Below are 20,324 nucleotides of genomic sequence, written 5' to 3' on the forward strand. Positions count from 1 at the left end.
AGAAAAAACGACCTCTTTATAAGAGGTCATTTCCTTTGCATTATTTTGCAGATTTAGCTGCTTCTAATGCTGCTTCATAGTTTGGATGGCTTGTACCTTCGCTTACGTATTCTGCGTAAACTACTTTGTCATTGCTATCTACTACGAATACTGCACGAGCAAGTAAACGAAGTTCTTTCATTACTAAGCCGTAAGCTTCACCGAATGAAAGATCACGGTGGTCAGAAAGTGTTACAACATTTTCTAAACCGTTTGCTGCACACCAGCGTTTTTGAGCGAATGGTAAATCAGCGCTAATTGTTAATACTTTCGCGTTTTCAATACCTGCTGCATCTTGGTTAAAACGACGTGTTTGTGCATCACACACACCTGTGTCGATTGAAGGTACAACACTAATTAATTTTACTTCGCCTTTGTATGTTTCTAAACTTACTGGAGATAAGTCATTTGCTAATACTTGGAAGTTTGGCGCTTGATCGCCAACTTTAACTTCTGTTCCAACTAAAGTCATTGGGTTACCTTTAAAAGTTACGTTTGCCACTTGAAAATCCTCCCTTATTTAAACAAAATATGTACAATGTAAATGATAGTTTGTCGCTATCGATAATGCAAATAAAATCGCTTTATTTACAAAAAAATAAAGTGAAACTTTAATCAGTGGGGGTTTTGTTCATCTCCCACTGATTATTAGCCTTCACCAATCGGGCATTAACGGGATAAAAGAAGCTAACCTATTGATTAGCTTCTCTATTCGTTAAATTTGAAATTCCGGATCCTCTTCTTTTCGTTTATCCATCATTTCCTTCACTTTATCAACAGCTTGTGGCGCTAATTCAATTATTTTATCGATGACGTGTGTTTGCTTATCTAGATGCAACACTTTTACACCTTCTCCATTTATAACAAGAAAAGCAACAGGATTAATAGAAACTCCTCCACCGCTTCCCCCGCCAAATGGATGACGGCCTGAATGTTCTACTTTACCAAATTCACTTCCACCAGCAGCAAATCCGAAACTTACTTTTGAAACGGTAAGAATTACACTTCCATCTGCCGCTTTAATTGGATCGCCAACAATTGTATTTACATCAGTCATTTGTTTTAAATGCTGCATTGCGGTTGTCATTAAACCTTGAATTGGATGGTCCACTCTATATCCCCCCTATGCTTGAACAGGCTTTTCTGTCATACCAGACCTTTGCTTTCTCATAAACACGAATAGTTTTACCGCTGTTTTCACAGTACGAAATATACGAAAGGACGCCGTTAATTCACATCTTGAAGCAAATCCTTTCCCTTGAAAAACAGGAGTAATTTCAAATTCTGGTACGTCGACAATATGCATATATTGTCCTACAACTCCAGCAGCCATTCCTTTTGTCCCCCATGCATATCCAGTGACAATTCCAGTAATAGCTGCATCGCCTGCTCCAATTTGCGAATGCCATTTCCAACCATTGATTTTCACTCGTTTGAGAAAATCTTTAGCAATAGTATGAACTTCTTGAAGCTTTTTTATCAATTCTCCAATGCTATCAAGTTGTGCCATAATTTTATTGTCTAGTCCGCCGTCCTCTTCAGCCTTTTCGATTTTCTGCCCTGTTTTTTTCTGCTGTTTTTCAATTCTTTCCAATACATCAAACGTATATCGAATCATCCATATTTTCACTTGAAATAAACATTGCTTTTCCATTTCTGAATATAAAACCGTCACTTTAAGCGATATTTTCGATAATAGTATTAGTAAAATAAAAAGTAGAAAAATTATCATTCCAATTACGAGCCATTTCATTCGTACCATCCTTTCACTCCGTACCCATTATCGACAAGTTTATTCATCATTAAACAGACCGCCGTAAGATTGAATATAAAAATTTTTCTAAAAATAAAAAGGTATTTTGACAATTTGTATCGAAATATATTATTTGAACATATCATCGTGAATACATTCTAGTGATATGTAGCACGAAAAACAGAAAATTTAACTGCAGTGGAGGGATACATAATGGCAGATCGTCGCAATTTATTTTTCTTTTATGGTGATGACAAAGTAACGTTCGTTGAAAAGATGAAACCTATCTATCGTATTTTAGAAGAGAATGGATTTACCATATTAGATCATCCAAAAAATGCAAACGCTATCGTCAGTGTTGGAGATGATGCAACTTTCTTACAAGCCGTTCGTAAAACTGGTTTTAGAGAAGATTGCTTATACGCAGGGATTTCTACGAAAGATGAAATTTCTTTCTACTGCGATTTCCATATTGATCACGTTGATACAGCCCTTCAAGAAATTACAAAAAATGAAATTGAAGTGCGAAAATATCCAACAATTCACGTTGATGTAGATCAAGGTACATCTTTCCATTGTTTAAATGAGTTCTCATTACGCTCTAGCATTATTAAAACATTCGTTGTGGATGTTCACGTTGATGATTTATATTTCGAAACATTTAGAGGCGACGGTTTAGTTGTTTCTACCCCAACGGGAAGTACAGCTTACAATAAATCATTACATGGCGCGGTTGTTGATCCACTTATCCCATGTTTCCAAGTGAGTGAATTAGCATCCTTAAACAACAACACATACCGTACACTCGGTTCACCGTTCATTTTAAATCACGAACGTACATTAACTTTAAGACTTAGACCAGACGGTAACGATTATCCTGTTATCGGCATGGATAATGAAGCGCTTAGCATTAAACAAGTTGAAAAAGCTGTCGTACGCTTAAGCGATAAACAAATTAAAACAGTTAAATTAAAAAATAACTCCTTCTGGGAAAAAGTACAGAGAACGTTTTTATAGTATTAAAAAAACCGACAAATTATGAAAAATCATAATTTGTCGGTTTTTTATTTCCCACTATTAACGCGGGTAGCCCTCTCTATTATTCGGCAACTTTTCTTGTCATTTTTTGTCGGTAAGTCAATATATTTTTACGCACCTTTTCTATACACAATTTCCCCATCAATTACTGTCATTTCTGCTTGTACTCCTTTTATTTCTTCTGACTCGATTTCAAATATGTCGCGATCTAATATCGTAAAGTCTGCCTCATATCCTGTTGTAATTTGCCCCCGCTTCGCTTCTTTTCCGATTGCATAGGCACTTCCTGTTGTAAATAAAGAAACAGCCTCATATACTGTTAGCCTTTCTTCTGGCATATAGCATACGCCGTCAATAAAACTTCTACGTGTAACAGCGCTATATATACCTAAAAACGGATTCACTTGTTCAATTGGCGCATCTGATCCACCGTTGCAGTGTAATCCTGCATCTAGTAACGTCTTCCAAGCATATGCATAACGAAGACGATGCTTTCCTAGTTTTTCAATGACTGACGGGAAATCCGATGAAACAAAGACTGGCTGAATATCGATAATAGCCGGCAAATGTTTCATTCTTTCAATCAACTCTTCACGAGCGAGCTGACAATGAATAATGCGGTCACGTAATCCTTTTGCTGGCGGATATAATTCGAGTGCATCAATGACATATTCAAGCGATAAGTCACCAATTGTATGAATGGCAACTGGCATATGTAAATCACGAGCTTTCTTCACTAACTCTGCAAGCTCTGTACGTGAAAAAATCGCAACTCCATTCGTTTCCTGCGCATCTTCATATGGTTCACTTAATAAAGCTGTTCTTCCGCCAAAAGAGCCATCAGAAAAAATTTTCATCGCCCCAAATTCAATGTAGTGCTCATTTTCATATTCTTTTCGTTCATCCGCTACTTCATGATGAACAAGTAAATGTGCTTTAAACGGCATTTCTTTTATAACGTGTGAAAACGCATTGTACGTTTTTCTAAAGCCACCATAATAATTTAAGTCTTCTGTATGTCCGCCAACTAATCCATATTGCCAGCAGTCTTTTATCGCCGTTTGCAGCGCTCTTTGCAAATAAGCTTCATCAATTTCAGGCTGAACATGTTTAATTAATTCTTGTCCTTGTTCATATAAAAGCCCTGTTAATTTATTTGATGAATCCCGCCCAATTTTCCCGCCTTTCGGATCTTGCGTCGCTTCTGTTATGTTCGCTTCTTGCAGTATGTATGAATTCACCCATGTAACGTGACGACAAACGCGCTTTAATAAAATCGGATGTTCTTTTGAAATTGCATCTAAGTCTTTTACATGAACATCTTTCGTGTCTGTAAAGTTATTTTCATTCCATCCTTCTCCGATAATCCAAGAACCTTTTGGCGCTTCTTCTACTCGCCTCTGAACAAGAGTAAGCACTTCGCTATAAGACGTACAATTTGATACATCTAGACGGAGTAACCTCTCCCCGTGCCCAATAAGATGCATATGACTATCAACGAGACCTGGAATCATTGTTTTCCCTTTTAAATCGCACGACTTCACTTCTGAATACCGGTTTTCTAACTCTTCTTTATTCCCCACATCAACAATGATGCCATTTTCAACGTAAATAGCATCCACTTTTTCATTTTCTTCTTTCATCGTGTAAATGGTGCCGCCATACCAAATTTCTCCCATATATTTCATCTCCTTTGTTTTTATTGTATAAAAAAAGCACCATTTCAAAACATGGTGCTTTTCTAAAAATTACTTTTGTTCAGTAGGATTCGTTGTAATTTGCCATTCAATGCTAAATTTATCTTTTACTTGTCCGTATGCTGGGCTCCAGAATGTTTCTTGAAGTGGCATAATAACTTCTCCGCCTTCTTGTAACTTATCGAATACTTCTTTCGCTTTTTCTGCATTACTAATTTGAATTGCGATTGTTACTTGAGATCCGATCGCATGCCCTTTACCTGGGAATGTATCAGAAATCATAAGTTCCGTATTACCAACTTTTAAAGTAGCATGTGCAACGCGCTCTTTTGCTTCAGCTGGAATCGGGTATTCTGGATTTTCAGGCATGTCACCAAAAGTTTGCATGATTTCTACTTTTGCATCTAACGCCTCTTTATAAAACTGTACAGCTTCTTGCCCACCACCATCTAAAACTAAGTACGGATTAATACCTAAAATCATACGGACACCTCTTTTTTAAATTTATAAAATCGAACTTGTGTTCGTTTTTATAATATCATACGTTTTACATTTCATTCAACTATTTACTTCCCTATTTTCAAAATTATTTTGAAGGAATCTCCATCTCTTGTTTTCTAAGTTCAATACGGCGAATTTTTCCAGAAATCGTTTTTGGTAGTTCATCTACAAATTCAATTTTACGAGGATATTTATATGGTGCAGTAAGTTCTTTGACGTGTTGTTGAAGTACTGGGATCAATGTTTCTTCGTTCTTTTCTATATTCTCTCTTAATACGATAAATGCCTTCACGACACTTCCGCGAATTTCATCTGGACTTGCGACAACAGCACATTCTCTTACGTATGGATGTTTTACAAGTGCATCTTCTACTTCAAACGGTCCGATTGTATAACCTGAGCTAATAATAATATCATCACCGCGCCCTTCAAACCAGAAATAGCCATCTTCATCTTTCTTCGCTTTATCACCAGTAATATAATAATCACCGCGGAATTGCATCGCTGTGCGCTCGTCGTCTTTATAATATTGTTTGAAGAGGGCCGGTGTTTCAATGTGAACTGCAATATCACCAACTTCTCCTACCTGTACGGGAACGCCTTCCTCATTTACGATATCAACATGGTTGCCTGGCGTCGGTTTTCCCATTGATCCTGGTCTAATGTCCATTCCTTTCATTATCCCAACAAGTAATGTGTTTTCCGTTTGTCCATAGCCATCTCTTACTGTAATGTCGAAATGCTTTTGGAACGTTTCAATAACTTCTCTATTTAACGGCTCACCTGCTGATACAGCGCTATGTAACGCTTCTAAGTTGTACTTACTTAAGTCTTCTACCTTTGCCATCAATCTATACTCAGTCGGCGTACAACAAAGCACATTCACCTTATTATCACCTAATAAATTTAAATACGTTTTCGGTTCAAACTTACCGTTGTACACAAACCCTGTTGCACCTGAACCGAGAGTTGCTAAAAACGGGCTCCAAATCCACTTTTGCCAGCCTGGACTAGCTGTTGCCCATACAACATCATTCTCTTCAATTCCGAGCCAATTTGGGGCGCTCGTACGTAAGTGAGCGTATGCCCACGCGTGCGTATGAACGACACCTTTCGGGTTTCCTGTCGTCCCTGACGTGTAAGATAAAAAGACCATATCTTCTTTATCTGTCTTCACTATCTCTAACATGTCACTTTCTGTTTCTAATGCTGTTTTTAAATTGATCCATCCATCTACTGACTGCTCGCTCAGGACGAACTTTTGAAGAGAGTCCATCGCCTCTATATCATCAAATTGTCCAATGTATGGTTCATAACTTACAATCGCTTTTACTTCCCCGTGTCCAATTCGGTATTCGATATCTTTTTTGCGCAACATTTCCGAACTTGGAATTACGACAAATCCTGCTTTAATCGCAGCAATATACGTCATGTAGGCTTCAATTAAGCGCGGCATCATAATAAGGAGCTTGTCCCCTTTTTGTAAGCCACTTTTTATAAAAGCGTTTCCAATTTTATTCGCACCTTGCATTAATTCAAAATATGTAACTTCTCGTCTATTCCCTTTATCATCTTGCCAAATTAAAGCAAGCTTCTCTTTATCACCTGTATATTTCTCTATTTCTGAAACTAAATTATAAGATGGTGGCGCCAATAATTCCTCTCTCTTCATAAAAAATCCTCCTTTATTTCTATGCCTCTCTTATATAATAAAGAATTTTCAGTAAATTTTGAACCCTCTTCTTTTGACAATTTTTTTATACCTATGTCGAAATGCATTTATAACGACAAAAAAAAACAAAAAGAAAGAGCGGGAGAACCCGCTCTTTCTAAGCCATCGTATATGGGATTATTTTTGGAAACCGCCTAATTGTTGCTCAGCTAGTGAAACTAGACGTTTAGTGATTTCGCCACCAACAGAACCGTTAGCACGAGATGTTGCATCAGCTCCAAGTTGAACACCAAACTCTTGAGCGATTTCATATTTCATTTGGTCTAATGCTGCTTGAGCACCAGATACCGCTAATTTATTGTTGCTTGCCATGTTGTATCACCTCCTTGTGAGTATAGAGTGTGATAAACAACATGACTTCATACACATTTGAATGTGGTAATTTATGGGTTTAGAAAAGTTCCTCGAATTTTTCTTCTTCCGCCACTACTTCTACTGTTTGTAATACCATTGTTTCTTTGTTCGCTACAGCTTCGTCGATTAACGGCGTGAAATCATATTTCGCTTCGAAACGATTTGCTTTCTCACGCTTTGGTTTCGTCGCTGGGCTTGCTGGTGTGAATACTGTACAGCAATCTTCATACGGACGAATCGAAATATCATATGTTCCAATTTCTTCTGCAATTTTAATAATTTCTAATTTGTCCATTGTAATAAGCGGACGAATAACAGGATAGTTTGTTACTTCGTTAATCGTATGCATACTATCTAACGTTTGGCTCGCTACTTGTCCAAGACTTTCACCAGTCGTAATCGCAAGTGCATTACGCTCCTCTGCAATACGCTCTGTAATGCGCATCATCATACGGCGCATTACCGTCATAGAATAGCTAGAAGGAATTTCTTTATTAATCGTCTTTTGCACTTCTGTAAATGGAACAAGGTGAAGTGTTACACGTTTACAGTATTTCGTTAACTCTTGTGCTAAATCGATTACTTTTTGTTTCGCACGCTCACTTGTGAAAGGTGGACTATGGAAGTGAACTGCTTCCACAGATACGCCGCGTTTCATCGTTAAGTAAGTTGCTACTGGGCTATCGATACCACCAGAAAGAAGTACCATTACTTTTCCGCCAACACCAACTGGTAAACCGCCAGCTCCCATGTGCTCACCACACATAATATAGCTGTAACCACTGCGAATTTCTATACGTACATTCACATCTGGATTATGAACATCTACTGTAATGTCTTCTGTATTTTCTAGAATGTGCCCACCGATTTCTGGAAGTAATTCCATCGTCTTCATTGGGAAGCGCTTATCAGAACGGTGCACTGTAATTTTAAATGTTTTCACATCACCTTTTACTTGTAAGAAAGCTGCTAATGCACCTTTTTTAATATCTTCTAATTCTGATGGTACTTTCATCGCTAAGTTAAATTTATGAATACCGAATACATCTTTCAATCTTTCAGCAATCGCTTCATGGTCTTCGCCATTTAATTGGATGTACATACGGTCATGTGTTGCATCAATTTTAATGTTTGGGAATTTTTTTAATTTAAATTTCACATTATCTTTTAACGTACTTACAAACTTAGAACGGTTCTTTCCTTTTGTCGTCATCTCTCCATAACGAACTAAAATATATTCATATGTCATCATATTTCTTTACCTCATCACTTCATATAATTTTGGCATTGTCTCTTTTACAATACCTTCAAACTGTTTTACTTCTTCCATCGTGTTGTCCGGCGCTAGACTAATGCGAATCGCACTTGCAGCTGCAGCGTGCGGTACTCCCATTGACACGAGTACTCGGCTCACTTCATTTGCTTTTGAAGAACAAGCAGACTTCGTTGATACATATACGCCGTGCTCTTCTAAAGCATGAACGACCACTTCCGGTTTTAAACCGACAAACGACACATTTAAAATGTGCGGTGCTGCATATGCAAGTGACGTATTAATCGTTACACCTTCCATTTCTGTAAAGAAACGGACAAGCTCTGTTTGTAAACTTTGTAAATGAGCTATCTTTTCTTTCACTTGTTCCATTGTCATACGAAGTGCTTTCACCATCGCTACAATGCCAGGTAAGTTTTCTGTACCTGATCGATACTTGAGCTCTTGTTGACCACCTGATAAGATTGGATCTAATCTTACACCATCACGTACGTAAAGAAGTCCTGTTCCCTTTACGCTATGAAATTTATGCCCAGATATTGAACAAAGATCAATATGAGAAGCGTATAAATCAAGCTGTACTTTTCCTATTCCTTGCACATGGTCCACGTGGAATCTTATTTTCGGATAGTTCGATAATAATGTTCCAATTTCAGCAACAGGCTGAATTGCTCCAGTCTCGTTGTTCACATGAATAATTGACACAAGAATCGTATCTTCACGAAGCGCTCGTTTTACATCCTCTACCGATACAACACCATGCTCGTTAACCGGTAAATATGTTACACCAAACCCGAGTTCTTCTAATTGCTTATATGCTTCAAACACAGACGCGTGTTCAATATTTGTTGTAATGATATGTTTGCCGCGCGAACGATTCCTCATCGCTATCCCTTTAATCGCAAGGTTATTCCCTTCCGTTCCACCTGATGTGAAAATAACTTCAGAAGGCTTAACGTGAAGAAGCTGCGCTGCAATCGTTCTTGATTGTGTTAGTAGACGCTCTGCCTCTCCTCCAAGCGAATGAATAGAAGAAGGATTACCAAAATATTTCCCAGCAACCGTCACGTACGATTGAAGAGCTTCTGGATATGGCTTCGTCGTCGCACTATTATCAAAATAGATCATCGTTCTTCCCCTTTCAGCGCTATCACATCGTATAATCATATCATAAATACGTGTAATTACGCTAAAACTACTCAAAGGTTTCGTTTTATTTTAAAACGAATAACCTTACTGTATTCCGCTATTCATTATAGCAACATCGCCTTTAAAATTACACAAAAAAACAAACCCTTTACGAAAGGGTTTGCTCATTGTCTACATATTCAGCTATTTTTTGAACAACGCCAGGCTCAAGTTGCTCTAATACAGAAGCCGCTTGTTCTAAAGCTGCATCGTATTGATATTCACGGAATAATTTCTCCGCATAATTCAAGCTTTCTGCAAGGCTCTCATCATGACTGCGGTAACGGTTACCGTATTGAATTAATTTTTCAACTAAATACGCTTGTCCAATTAACTCTTCTGTCATTTCAGCTACACCGTTAACAGTTGTGTATGCTTCTTCTAAACTGCTATTTACAGCATTCATATTTAACGGTTTTACTTCTAATTGATCATATACAGCTTGCATCGCCATTTGTCCTCTTTGCAAATCCTCCATAATGCTCTCTGGAAGACCTGGCAAATTCGCCTTTTGCATAAAGCGTTTCGTTTCTAAAATTGTATTTCGCATTTCTTGTAACTTCTCACGCGCTTCAAATTCTTCTTTACGCATCGTTTGTAGCATTTCTTTATATTCTTCATGAAGTACTTTCAACGTTTCACATTGCTCATAAATCTCTTCTAGTTCCTCACGAATAATAGAGAAAGCAATATCTTGTTCAGCAACGCGTAATTGCATTACTTCAAAACGTTTCATTAAAATGTGCATTTGCTTTTCAATTACTTTTTGAGACTCAATGTCCTTATCTTGTAACTGATAGCTTTGTTTCACAAGTTGTGTTTCTGCTTTCGTTTCAATCGTTTCTGTGCGAATTTCTTCTAAATCTTCATAAACAGAAAATGTTTTTTGCTCCACATAATATTTCGCATGCACTTCTTGTTCCAGTTGATCATAGAAACCATCTAAACGAGTTTTTAATTTCTCTACTTTTTCAGCCGCTTCGGTTATATGAAGCTCCTGTATATCCATTAAACATGTTTGTAGTTGTTTCGTCATATCGCGGACTTCTTTAGGGATTTCCAAGTAATCTAATACATAACCTTGGCTTACCATATCATTATGGCCGTGTAATAAATCTTCCAGTTGAACCGGTAACGTCGCTTGACACTCTACCAATAAGTCCGGAATTTGATGAATAATGATTTCTAAATCTGCTAAACCTTCTTCCAAACTAATAACAATTTCTCTCGCTTTTAAATAATCACCATTATTTGTTGCCTCTTCAAAAGTTTTGAACTTCTCAGATTCAACGTCTAACATCTCTTCAATTCTCTGCTCAGCTGCTCCATACATATGTCTATGAGCAAGAACACTCTTTTTCATACTACGATATGTATCACGTAACCCTTCAATTTCCGAGCTATTTTTCTCATGGCTTTCTAACAGTTGCTGTAATTCATTTAAAATACCAGTAATACGATTATCAGCGTCATCTAAACCACTTATGGATTCGTTCATCGCATGCTTTGCTTTTCGGAAGGAGAATTGCGAGGCGAATTTTCGCGCTTGCCCTAAATCTTTTTCAGCTTTCGGAAGGGTTGTTGAGACAATTTCATCCCACTCTTCACGCCATTTACCAAACAGCTCTTCTGTTTGACCTGTCATATTTAAATCTTTCACCCGTTTTAGCTCATCTGCCACAGGTTTATCTTTTATTTCTTGTTTCCACTGCTCCAGTGCTTCAATATCTTTATATGAACGATTTCTTATCACAAGCTCTATCATGAGCAGCACTAGAATAGAGCTTACTACAATGATAACGATCGTCAGGATAGAATCCATGCAAAAAAGCCTCCTAGTTATATCTCTTTTTTTGTCCGTTCCGTTTATGAAATGGAAGGCATTATGTATAAAAAGGGAATTCCCCTATATTTAACAACTAACAATGTACTAATCATACCATGTTATGGCGTGTTTTTGACCTAGTTTTTTTAAAATTTCATGTTTCTTTCCATGCAACCGTAATCTTACTCAACCTTCCGTCTACTTTACCGCCCATCCTCAAATGATTGTAATAACAAGCACTCTTTCATATGAGATACAAAATAAAGTGAAACGAATACTCACCAATCGGGAACGTTCGTTTTGAACTCTTGTATATGTCGATTATTGCAAAGAAAAGAAACTACAAAAATCCCCACCTCAGTCCGTTAGGTGGGGATTTCTCACATATGAACAGCTCTTGGCAATTCATAATACATATTCGTTTTGCACAATGCTTGTTCCATCCATTGCTCAATTTCTTTCGTGTACATTTCTAAGAAAAATGTCTCGGACGGAAACGAATGCAATACTTCTGATATATATTGCGGATATAAAAACGGCATATTCATCATACCTTTTAATTGCGTCATAAACATTGTAAAAGATACCTTTTGAAACTCTTGTTTCGTCTGACCTTGTCTAATAATTTGCTCTATATAATATCTTTCTTTTGAAAAATAAATCGTCATCACTTCACGAATTAACGTCGTATCAAGCGAAAGCTCTCGGTAAAAGAAACGTGTCAGCTCCCTATTTTCAAATTGATATCGTAAAATCCCGCGCACCATTTGCACCATCACATCTTTAGCCGACAAATACTCTCTCTGTTCAAACGACATTTCAATCACATGAATATATCCTTCTAAAAAATCAGTAATAAGCTGTTCTAATAAACCTTGCTTTCCAGCAAAATAATATGAAATATTCGCTACATTCACATCCGCTCGCTTTGCAATTTCTCGCACCGATGTTCCATCATACCCTTTTGTATTAAACAACGATATTGCCGCATCAATTACTTTTTGTTTCGTCTGTTTCATGCGCTCACTTCCCCTCACTGAACAGCTATAATTTAAATTTCTTGACTTTTAAGACAAATTCCTTTAATTTTCTATCGACAAAGTCATGTGAAATACATCGTATTTTGCTAATTTTTTACACACCTCGATAAAAAGGGAGTTGTTTCCATGTTTACTAAAGAAAGTTATGCAGGATCTCGTGAACAGCAATATGAAACAGTAATTAAACAACTGGATGCATTATTAACTGGCGAATCAAACGTAGTCGCAAACTTATCAAATGCGTCCGCATTATTAAACCAATTTTTAGATCGTGTTAATTGGGTTGGCTTTTACGTAACAGAAGGAAATCAGCTTGTTCTTGGACCATTCCAAGGAATGCCTGCTTGCGTGCGCATTCCATTCGGACGAGGCGTTTGCGGCGCGGCAGCTGAAACGAAAACAACGCAGCTTGTAGCGGATGTTCACCAATTCCCAGGACATATCGCTTGTGATAGTGCTTCGAATTCAGAAATCGTTGTACCGATTATGAAAGATGGAAATATCATTGGTGTACTTGATATTGATAGCCCTGAAAAAAATCGTTTCGACGAAGTAGATCAGCACTATTTAGAAAAGTTCGTGGAAACACTCCTAAAACATATATAACAAGAAAAGAGCGAGTTATCGATTGAGTACATCCTGTACGAAACCGATAGCTCGCTCTTTTTTATTGATTACTAACAGTAGATATTTTCTTTAACGCTTGCTCCAAATCAGAAACGATATCTTCCCACGCTTCTAAACCGACTGATAAGCGTATTAAGTTATCGAAAATACCCATTTCTTTTCTTAGTTCAGCCGGAATCGCCGCATGCGTCATCGTCGCTGGATGCTGAATTAAAGTTTCTGTATCGCCTAAACTTACCGCAATTGTAATAAAATGAAGGTCATTGATAAACGACTGCGTTTCTTCTTTTCCGCCTTTTATCGAAAAAGAAATAACGCCGCCACCTCGTTTCATTTGACGAGATGCCACATCTCCTTCTGGATACCAAACACCTTCTACCGCGTCATGATTTTTCAAAAACGACACAATTTTTTCTGCATTATCACAATGACGATCCATTCTTACTGCTAACGTTTTTAACCCGCGTAACAATAGCCATGCGTCAAACGGCGCCATAATACCGCCAATATCTTTTCGCATCGGGCGAATTTTGTCAGCTAACGCTTTCGTTTTACAAATTGTTACACCCGCCACAACATCACCGTGACCACCAATATATTTTGTCGCACTATGCACAACAGCGTCACAACCAAGTTCAAGTGGTCTTTGTAAATAAGGTGAACAAAACGTATTATCAACAATAACAAGTAAGCCATTTCGCTTCGCAACCCTGATCACCTGTTTTAAATCAATTAATTTCATCGTTGGATTAATCGGTGTTTCAACGAAAATAAGCTTTGTATTGGGACGAATCTTATTTTCAATATCAGTCTCTGTCTCCATATCACAAAACGAATGCGTAATCATAAACTTTTCTTCTAACACTTCCAAAAATCCGTACGTACATCCATATAATCCATTTGAACAAATAATATGATCTCCAGCCTTTAGAAAACCAATTAAAGTTGCTGAAATTGCTGCCATACCGGAACCGAAGGCAAGCGCTTCTTCTCCTCCTTCTAACACCACCATACGCTCTTCAAATAATTTCACAGTTGGATTTCCAAGCCTTGAATAAATATAAGATGGATCTACTCCTGCAAAACTCGCCTCGCCTTGCTCCGCAGTCTCAAATGTAAATGTAGACGTTTGAAATAAAGGTGGTGTTAAACTTCCTTTATGTTCCTCAGATGTATAACCGTGATGAATTAACGCTGTCTCCATATGCTTCTTCTTCATAAAAACATCCCCTTTTATGTTTTTATTGCCGCATATTCATCAATAAAAATTTGATGAACGTTTTACTTTATTTTATGTAAGCGTTTTACTTGTGTTTCTACTCTCTTCTTTTACATTGTTTTAAATTCCTTCTTGTTAATTTCCAAAATTTATATGCATAAAACAAAAACGTGCTTGCTTGACGAAACTCTGGGTAAAAGATATAATAGCGTTTGTGTAAAATAAAAAGGCAGCCTTGTAATGTGAGTTTATCGTTTGTATTTTGTTCCTCTACGGAGGTGTATCTCGTAACTCCCTGCTGCTGGAGCGAAGGTACATGAAAACAAAATGCCCGTAAATATCGATTACGTCTGTTTTTATTTTACGTAAATAAAAACATTTTTAAAGGAGGAGTCAACTATGGCTCGTTATACAGGTCCAGCTTGGAAACTGTCTCGTCGTCTTGGAATCTCTCTAAGCGGCACAGGAAAAGAATTAGAAAAACGCCCTTACGCACCAGGTCCTCACGGTCCTAACCAACGTAAGAAACTTTCAGAATACGGTTTACAATTACAAGAGAAACAAAAACTTCGTCACATGTACGGCATGACTGAGCGTCAATTCCGTCGCACATTTGACCAAGCAGGTAAAATGCCTGGTAAGCACGGCGAAAACTTCATGATCCTTCTTGAAGCTCGTCTTGACAACTTAGTTTACCGTATGGGCTTAGCTCGCACTCGTCGTGCAGCTCGCCAATTAGTAAACCACGGTCACATCACAGTTGATGGATCTCGCGTAGATATCCCATCTTACCGTGTAAAACCTGGTCAAACTATCAGCGTTCGCGAAAAATCTAACAGCCTTGTTGTTGTTAAAGAAGCGATCGAAGTTAACAACTTCGTACCAGAATACTTAACTTTCGATGCTGATAAATTAGAAGCTACTTACACTCGTCACGCTGAGCGTTCTGAGTTAGCAGCTGAAATCAACGAAGCATTAATCGTAGAGTTCTACTCTCGTTAATGACAAAAAGCCAATCCTCTGGATTGGCTTTTTTCAATTCTCACCATATTTTTTATATCCCACGTAATATAAAAACGTCACCATACCACATCCTCACCTAAAATAAATAATTTTTTATTTAATCAAATGCAAGTAAAAAATAACCTACTTATTTTCATACGAACTTCTGTTATATTATGAATTTTCATAGTAGAATAATATTAATATTAGGAATTATTAAAATTTTACAACAAGGAGACGTTGATATGGAATTTAGAAATGACATAAATAAAATAGCTAACCAAGTTTTAGAACGAAAAGAGTACATAACTAACGAAGAAATGACCAAACAATCATTAATTATTCCTTTTCTTCAAAAGCTAGGTTATGACGTTTTTAACCCTTTAGAAGTTAGACCTGAGTATATTGCAGATTTCGGGACTAAAAAAGGCGAAAAAGTCGATTATGCGGTTTTCAAAAATGGTGTTCCAATTATTTTAATTGAGGCAAAGTCCGTAACAGAAAATCTCCTTAAACACGATGCGCAACTATCTAGGTATTTCAATGCTTTACCAGATGTCAAAATAGGGGTACTAACTAATGGTGTAGAATACAAATTTTATACCGATTTAACAAATGACAACGTGATGGATGAAAAGCCTTTCTTTACCTTCAGCATGGATAATTTAACTAATGTAGATATTGAAACAATTGAAACTTTTACAAAAGAAAATTTTGAAGCTGAAGGAATCGTAAAATATGCCGAAGAGCTTATTTATATGACTAATTTAAACTCTACAATTAAAGAATTATTTAAAAACCCTTCAGATGACTTCCTTCGTTTTCTAATTAAAGACTTTAGCTCAACTAGAATTACAAATAACGTTTTAGAGCGATTCCGACCAATTGTTAAAAAGTCAATTAATCAAACACTATTAGAAATAATCAGTGATGGTTTAACACCAAAAGAAACAAAAACAACTGAGAAAATAGAAACAAGCTTGGTTGCAGCCGCTTCTGCCGAAATAATTGAAGATATTAACAAAGAAGACAAAACAGATAGAATTTTCACTACTGAAGATGAACTGACTGCCTTTAACATTGTTAAAGAGATATTGACTGAAAATCAAAGAGACATTAGCGACCTCAAATATAAAGATACTATTAGTTACTTTTGCATCATGAATCGTGTAATCACAAAATGGTTTATACGTCTCTTCCTTGATGGAGATGCAAAATCCTTAGTTGTAAGACTAGATTTAGAAGCTACTAAACAGCTATGCCCTAATTTCGTTGTTGAACAAGCCCCGAAATCACAGGGAGTAAGTAGAATTTTCATTGATAATGTTAATGATTTAAAAGATTTGGAACCACTTATCATTTCGTGCTATGACCAAATTTTAGCTAATGTTTAAAAGGAGGAATTCCCTCGTCCTTTCCAAAGCAATGACAAAAAGCCAATCCTCTGGATTGGCTTTTTCGTTTATATATAAAATAAAATTATTTAGTTTCCTCTTTTTGAACATATACATAAGCATCTTTCTGCTCTTTATGTACATCAACCTTCGTATTCTCTGCAAGCTGACCCGCATTTAGCAAAGAAAAAATAATGAGCGCTTCTAGTGACATTTCGTTTTACCACTCCTTTCTATTTGTTATACGTTTATCATACCGCTTACATGTGATTTCCGTATGAACTCGAAAAGGAGATTACAACAAAAAAGTTTCAGATCTGCTAACTGTATTTTATCCCCAAAATAGTTTATTAAAGTACATTCTTACGATATAATAACCAGAAAATGGGGGTGTAATTCGTTTTGACAATAAACCAAATGGTTCAATTAGGCAGTGCATTTATGGTGTTTATTACTTCAGCACTTATGAGTTGGTATCAGGGGAGTAATTTAATAGATCATCCTGATGAATGGAAATATAGCGCTAAGTTTACGAATCATTTTAAAGGGTACATTTCAGATTATGACGATATTTATCAAATCGATTTCTTTATATATGCGGCAAAATTTTATCCCACAGCATTTGTCGTTATGTTAATTAGCTTACTTTATATGCTCGTATTAATTCTTTATATTCTATTTAAAAGAAAAGATCCGGCAATCTAAATTCATACATAAAAACCCCGAATCATAAACTTTTCAGCCTACAATTCGGGGTGATATTTGTTTTAAATTCTTTTCTTATTAGTAACGAATTAAGAAATATTTCTTTTTACCGCGGCGAATGATTGTGAATTTACCTTCGATGCGGTCGTTTTCTGTTACAACGTAGTCTAACGCTTGTGTACGCTCACCGTTTACGTAGATTGCGCCGTTCGTCACATCTTCACGTGCTTGACGTTTTGATGGAGAGATTTTGCTTTCTACAAGTAAGTCGATTAATACTGTATCTTCTGCAGTACGTTCTACAGATGGTACATCTTTGAATCCTTGTTCGATTTCGTTTGCAGTCAGTTCTGCTACAGAACCGCTGAATAGTGCAGCTGAAATTTTGATTGCTTGCTCTAATGCTTCCTCGCCGTGAACAAGTTTTGTCATTTCAGAACCTAATGCTTTTTGTGCTGCACGTTTTTCTGGCGCTTCAGCTACTTGCTTCTCAAGCTCAATAATTTCTTCATGAGATAAGAATGTGAAGTATTTTAAGTATTTAACAACGTCGCGGTCATCTGTGTTAATCCAGAATTGGTAGAACTCGTAAGGAGTTGTTTTTTCTGGGTCTAACCAAATTGCGCCGCCTTCTGTTTTACCAAACTTCGTACCGTCAGATTTTGTAACTAGCGGAATTGTTAAACCGAATGCTTTCGCATCTTCTTCTGATTTACGGATTAATTCAAGACCAGCTGTAATGTTACCCCATTGGTCACTACCACCGATTTGCAGACGGCAGTTATGTTGTTGGTATAAGTTTAAGAAGTCGTATGATTGTAAAATCATGTAACTGAACTCAGTGAATGAAATACCAGTTTCTAAACGAGATGCTACTGTATCTTTTGCTAACATATAGTTTAAACCGAAGTTTTTACCGATATCGCGTAAGAATGTAATTACATCTAAGTTACCAAGCCAGTCATAGTTGTTAGCCATCGTTGCTGGGTTTTCCACGTCTTCAAACTCTAAGAAGTTTGAAAGTTGGTTTTTGATGCTTTCTGTGTAGTAAGCAACTGTATCTTTCGTATTTAATGTACGTTCTGCTTTTTTACCACTTGGATCACCGATCATACCAGTACCACCGCCAACAAGTGCGATTGGTTGGTGACCAGCTAATTGGAAACGACGTAACATTAATACTGGTAACATATGACCGATGTGCAAGCTATCCGCTGTCGGGTCGAAACCACAGTATAATTTAACGCTTTCTTTTTCTAATAATTGCTCAAGGCCTTCAGCATCTGTTTGCTGATTAATTAGACCGCGAAATTCAAGATCTTGTAAAATACCCATATCCTACATACTCTCCTTTAAGTTCATTACTGGCGTGAAGGTTGAAAACATAAAAAAATCGCCCCTTTAAATAAGGGACGATTTTAATCATCGCGTTACCACCCTAGTTGCAGGCAACAAAAGCCTACCACCTTATTTACATAACGGCTTAACACCGTCTTTTTCCTCTTGAATACAATTCAATCGAAAAAAGATGCTCTAGGGGCGTAATTCGCGATCATCTATGTGCTGATTTCCACCGACCATCAGCTCTCTAAAACAGGGAAATGATCACTACTTCTCCCTTTCCACGCTCAATTATTCATATACTTTTCTTTATACCATCATTTATATAGGCGTGTCAAATAGAGGTAGGATTTCTCTCCTTGCCAATCCTTTACAACGTTGCAAGGAATATTGTAATAAGAGAAAGAATTGGTATACCAACTAATAACGATACATGAAAAACCATCGATAAATCATTTCCAATCGTAGCTTCCACAGGATCCTTCGCCGGAGAAGCAAGAAATCCGATTAATCGATCGAAGCGACTTACCGTTTTTGGAAAATCCGGTATTTCTATATGGTCACTATCTAAATGCTGCTGTAATTTATATTCATTTTTAAAGGGATTTTCGTTCAATTTCATCCACCTCCAGCAATTGTTTCAATTTCTTTATCCCGTTATGGAGTCTCGATTTCACTGTTCCAATCGGAATGTTTAATATCTCCGCAATCTCTTTTTGCTGCATGTCATGATAATAAGAAAGAATCAAGACCGCTCGCTGTTCTTCAGGAACTTTCAAAATTGCTTCTCTTACTGTGAGCCGATCTTCGTGAGAAAATTCTTTTTCCTGGATCGGCACTAAAAATGGCAAAAGCGTACGCCACTTTTTTCTTCTATTTAATTTATTAATCATCAGACGATAACCAATTTGAAATAAATACGTTTTTATTTTTCCTTTCTCAGGTTCATACATATGTTTCTTACGCTCTAACATCAAAAATGTATCTTGTACGAGGTCGATACTTAATTGCTCATCCCGATTAAAACGATACAAAAATGTATATAACGCTGGTTTGATTAAAACATATAGTTTTTCCCCAGCCTCCTTATCCCCACTTTGATACGCAAGCATGAGCTCCTCCTCAATCCCAATCTGCGCCATTTTTTTTGATCTCCTTTATTCCTTTTAGCGTTAATGAAATACGGGAAATTAAATATGCACTTGCGACAATGACCCATGCTTGTGACTGATGCGTAAAAAATTGAACATATGGGTTTTGAATCGTAAATCCACTAAAAACGAAAATATTTAACGCCAGCACACATATACATGCATACACTGCAAGACAGACCGAAATTGTATCAAATACATTCCAACGAAAATATATTTTTGTTTTTGTAAAATCAATTTTATTTCCATTTTTTCGTACAATATACTTCTTATCCAACGGAATAATGATTGAAAAAATAACAATCATTATAATCCCAACTGTAATCATTGAAACTTTAAATCCAATTGGCATCGGTAATAGCAGACCACAAGAAAATACGACGATAATTCCGATTAAAGCAAAAGTAAGAAGTAACTTATTAGACATATAAAAGCCTCCCTCATC

The 20,324-nt window shown here is 36.9% G+C and carries 22 protein-coding genes and 1 other annotated feature; of the genes, 5 read left to right on the forward strand and 17 right to left on the reverse strand.

Features of this window, described 5'->3' with window-relative positions; genetic code table 11:
* Positions 1-40 precede the first annotated feature (40 nt).
* The 3 genes from tpx to COI75_RS17865 form a co-directional block, all read right to left on the reverse strand.
* Positions 41-541, reverse strand: a complete 501-nt coding sequence (gene tpx / locus COI75_RS17855) for a thiol peroxidase (RefSeq protein ID WP_000024525.1) — start codon at positions 539-541, stop codon at positions 41-43.
* 213 nt (positions 542-754) lie between these two features.
* Positions 755-1,150: a GerW family sporulation protein gene (gene ytfJ / locus COI75_RS17860; protein ID WP_000350006.1), complete on the reverse strand. Its 396-nt coding sequence runs from the start codon at positions 1,148-1,150 to the stop codon at positions 755-757.
* A 12-nt stretch (positions 1,151-1,162) separates the two neighbouring features.
* On the reverse strand, positions 1,163-1,801 hold the full coding sequence (locus COI75_RS17865; protein ID WP_000252004.1) for a DUF2953 domain-containing protein: 639 nt from the start codon (positions 1,799-1,801) through the stop codon (positions 1,163-1,165).
* 204 nt (positions 1,802-2,005) lie between these two features.
* On the opposite strand from COI75_RS17865, the gene COI75_RS17870 reads away from it, so the two are divergent.
* A complete protein-coding gene (locus tag COI75_RS17870; protein ID WP_098448518.1) occupies positions 2,006-2,809 on the forward strand; it encodes an NAD kinase in 804 nt (267 codons plus the stop codon).
* A gap of 131 nt (positions 2,810-2,940) precedes the next feature.
* Here the strand turns inward: COI75_RS17870 and COI75_RS17875 are convergent, their stop codons facing one another.
* The 8 genes from COI75_RS17875 to refZ form a co-directional block, all read right to left on the reverse strand.
* Positions 2,941-4,509, reverse strand: a complete 1,569-nt coding sequence (locus COI75_RS17875; protein WP_000503974.1) for an amidohydrolase — start codon at positions 4,507-4,509, stop codon at positions 2,941-2,943.
* Positions 4,510-4,578: 69 nt separating this feature from the next.
* Positions 4,579-5,010, reverse strand: coding sequence for a VOC family protein (locus COI75_RS17880; protein WP_000600343.1), 432 nt, complete (start codon positions 5,008-5,010; stop codon positions 4,579-4,581).
* Positions 5,011-5,113: 103 nt separating this feature from the next.
* Positions 5,114-6,700, reverse strand: a complete 1,587-nt coding sequence (gene mbcS / locus COI75_RS17885) for an acyl-CoA synthetase MbcS (protein ID WP_000817758.1) — start codon at positions 6,698-6,700, stop codon at positions 5,114-5,116.
* Between the two features lie 177 nt (positions 6,701-6,877).
* On the reverse strand, positions 6,878-7,072 hold the full coding sequence (locus COI75_RS17890; RefSeq protein ID WP_000157912.1) for an alpha/beta-type small acid-soluble spore protein: 195 nt from the start codon (positions 7,070-7,072) through the stop codon (positions 6,878-6,880).
* A 79-nt stretch (positions 7,073-7,151) separates the two neighbouring features.
* Entirely contained in the window at positions 7,152-8,366 is a 1,215-nt protein-coding gene (gene thiI, locus COI75_RS17895; protein WP_000989270.1) for a tRNA uracil 4-sulfurtransferase ThiI, read from the reverse strand.
* A 6-nt stretch (positions 8,367-8,372) separates the two neighbouring features.
* Positions 8,373-9,515, reverse strand: a complete 1,143-nt coding sequence (locus COI75_RS17900) for a cysteine desulfurase family protein (protein WP_000638986.1) — start codon at positions 9,513-9,515, stop codon at positions 8,373-8,375.
* 169 nt (positions 9,516-9,684) lie between these two features.
* The gene (ezrA, locus tag COI75_RS17905) at positions 9,685-11,397 is read right to left on the reverse strand and encodes a septation ring formation regulator EzrA (protein ID WP_000377322.1); all 1,713 of its coding nucleotides are present in this window, start codon (positions 11,395-11,397) and stop codon (positions 9,685-9,687) included.
* 383 nt (positions 11,398-11,780) lie between these two features.
* Positions 11,781-12,419, reverse strand: a complete 639-nt coding sequence (gene refZ, locus COI75_RS17910) for a forespore capture DNA-binding protein RefZ (RefSeq protein ID WP_000814936.1) — start codon at positions 12,417-12,419, stop codon at positions 11,781-11,783.
* Positions 12,420-12,566: 147 nt separating this feature from the next.
* Here refZ and COI75_RS17915 point away from each other — a divergent pair, with 147 nt between their 5' ends.
* Positions 12,567-13,046 (forward strand): GAF domain-containing protein, encoded by a 480-nt coding sequence (locus tag COI75_RS17915; protein WP_000494326.1) that lies wholly within the window; start codon positions 12,567-12,569, stop codon positions 13,044-13,046.
* A gap of 61 nt (positions 13,047-13,107) precedes the next feature.
* Here COI75_RS17915 and megL read toward each other — a convergent pair whose 3' ends face one another.
* Positions 13,108-14,286, reverse strand: a complete 1,179-nt coding sequence (gene megL / locus COI75_RS17920; RefSeq protein ID WP_000726580.1) for a methionine gamma-lyase — start codon at positions 14,284-14,286, stop codon at positions 13,108-13,110.
* Between the two features lie 399 nt (positions 14,287-14,685).
* On the opposite strand from megL, the gene rpsD reads away from it, so the two are divergent.
* Both rpsD and COI75_RS17935 read left to right on the forward strand, forming a co-directional pair.
* Complete coding sequence (gene rpsD, locus COI75_RS17930; RefSeq protein ID WP_000135322.1) at positions 14,686-15,288, forward strand: 30S ribosomal protein S4; 603 nt, start codon at positions 14,686-14,688, stop codon at positions 15,286-15,288.
* A 245-nt stretch (positions 15,289-15,533) separates the two neighbouring features.
* On the forward strand, positions 15,534-16,682 hold the full coding sequence (locus COI75_RS17935; RefSeq protein ID WP_098448519.1) for a type I restriction endonuclease: 1,149 nt from the start codon (positions 15,534-15,536) through the stop codon (positions 16,680-16,682).
* Positions 16,683-16,767: 85 nt separating this feature from the next.
* Here COI75_RS17935 and COI75_RS17940 read toward each other — a convergent pair whose 3' ends face one another.
* Positions 16,768-16,896 (reverse strand): hypothetical protein, encoded by a 129-nt coding sequence (locus COI75_RS17940; RefSeq protein WP_000050945.1) that lies wholly within the window; start codon positions 16,894-16,896, stop codon positions 16,768-16,770.
* 188 nt (positions 16,897-17,084) lie between these two features.
* On the opposite strand from COI75_RS17940, the gene COI75_RS17945 reads away from it, so the two are divergent.
* Positions 17,085-17,387, forward strand: a complete 303-nt coding sequence (locus tag COI75_RS17945; protein ID WP_000154646.1) for a YjdJ family protein — start codon at positions 17,085-17,087, stop codon at positions 17,385-17,387.
* A 78-nt stretch (positions 17,388-17,465) separates the two neighbouring features.
* Here the strand turns inward: COI75_RS17945 and tyrS are convergent, their stop codons facing one another.
* The 4 genes from tyrS to COI75_RS17965 form a co-directional block, all read right to left on the reverse strand.
* A complete protein-coding gene (gene tyrS / locus COI75_RS17950; protein WP_000512073.1) occupies positions 17,466-18,722 on the reverse strand; it encodes a tyrosine--tRNA ligase in 1,257 nt (418 codons plus the stop codon).
* Positions 18,723-18,792: 70 nt separating this feature from the next.
* Positions 18,793-19,021 (reverse strand) — a binding site (T-box leader).
* A 77-nt stretch (positions 19,022-19,098) separates the two neighbouring features.
* Positions 19,099-19,344, reverse strand: coding sequence for a hypothetical protein (locus COI75_RS17955; RefSeq protein WP_001004946.1), 246 nt, complete (start codon positions 19,342-19,344; stop codon positions 19,099-19,101).
* The gene (locus tag COI75_RS17960) at positions 19,325-19,870 is read right to left on the reverse strand and encodes an RNA polymerase sigma factor (protein ID WP_000057176.1); all 546 of its coding nucleotides are present in this window, start codon (positions 19,868-19,870) and stop codon (positions 19,325-19,327) included. Before COI75_RS17960 ends, COI75_RS17955 begins: the two co-directional genes overlap by 20 nt.
* The gene (locus COI75_RS17965) at positions 19,851-20,306 is read right to left on the reverse strand and encodes a hypothetical protein (RefSeq protein ID WP_000066445.1); all 456 of its coding nucleotides are present in this window, start codon (positions 20,304-20,306) and stop codon (positions 19,851-19,853) included. The genes COI75_RS17960 and COI75_RS17965 overlap by 20 nt, the downstream gene beginning before the upstream one ends.
* Positions 20,307-20,324 lie beyond the last annotated feature (18 nt).

It is taken from the genome of Bacillus cereus, assembly GCF_002564555.1.
GTDB classification, from domain to species: Bacteria; Bacillota; Bacilli; order Bacillales; family Bacillaceae_G; genus Bacillus_A; species Bacillus_A cereus_K.

Bases quoted from the DNA above. Each gene is read 5' to 3' on its own strand.
- COI75_RS17865 (WP_000252004.1), bottom strand. From the start codon at position 1,801: ATGGTACGAATGAAATGGCTCGTAATTGGAATGATAATTTTTCTACTT.
- COI75_RS17870 (WP_098448518.1), top strand. From the start codon at position 2,006: ATGGCAGATCGTCGCAATTTATTTTTCTTTTATGGTGATGACAAAGTA.
- COI75_RS17875 (WP_000503974.1), bottom strand. From the start codon at position 4,509: ATGGGAGAAATTTGGTATGGCGGCACCATTTACACGATGAAAGAAGAA.
- COI75_RS17880 (WP_000600343.1), bottom strand. From the start codon at position 5,010: ATGATTTTAGGTATTAATCCGTACTTAGTTTTAGATGGTGGTGGGCAA.
- mbcS (WP_000817758.1), bottom strand. From the start codon at position 6,700: ATGAAGAGAGAGGAATTATTGGCGCCACCATCTTATAATTTAGTTTCA.
- COI75_RS17890 (WP_000157912.1), bottom strand. From the start codon at position 7,072: ATGGCAAGCAACAATAAATTAGCGGTATCTGGTGCTCAAGCAGCATTA.
- thiI (WP_000989270.1), bottom strand. From the start codon at position 8,366: ATGATGACATATGAATATATTTTAGTTCGTTATGGAGAGATGACGACA.
- COI75_RS17900 (WP_000638986.1), bottom strand. From the start codon at position 9,515: ATGATCTATTTTGATAATAGTGCGACGACGAAGCCATATCCAGAAGCT.
- ezrA (WP_000377322.1), bottom strand. From the start codon at position 11,397: ATGGATTCTATCCTGACGATCGTTATCATTGTAGTAAGCTCTATTCTA.
- refZ (WP_000814936.1), bottom strand. From the start codon at position 12,419: ATGAAACAGACGAAACAAAAAGTAATTGATGCGGCAATATCGTTGTTT.
- COI75_RS17915 (WP_000494326.1), top strand. From the start codon at position 12,567: ATGTTTACTAAAGAAAGTTATGCAGGATCTCGTGAACAGCAATATGAA.
- megL (WP_000726580.1), bottom strand. From the start codon at position 14,286: ATGAAGAAGAAGCATATGGAGACAGCGTTAATTCATCACGGTTATACA.
- rpsD (WP_000135322.1), top strand. From the start codon at position 14,686: ATGGCTCGTTATACAGGTCCAGCTTGGAAACTGTCTCGTCGTCTTGGA.
- COI75_RS17935 (WP_098448519.1), top strand. From the start codon at position 15,534: ATGGAATTTAGAAATGACATAAATAAAATAGCTAACCAAGTTTTAGAA.
- COI75_RS17940 (WP_000050945.1), bottom strand. From the start codon at position 16,896: ATGTCACTAGAAGCGCTCATTATTTTTTCTTTGCTAAATGCGGGTCAG.
- tyrS (WP_000512073.1), bottom strand. From the start codon at position 18,722: ATGGGTATTTTACAAGATCTTGAATTTCGCGGTCTAATTAATCAGCAA.
- COI75_RS17960 (WP_000057176.1), bottom strand. From the start codon at position 19,870: ATGGCGCAGATTGGGATTGAGGAGGAGCTCATGCTTGCGTATCAAAGT.
- COI75_RS17965 (WP_000066445.1), bottom strand. From the start codon at position 20,306: ATGTCTAATAAGTTACTTCTTACTTTTGCTTTAATCGGAATTATCGTC.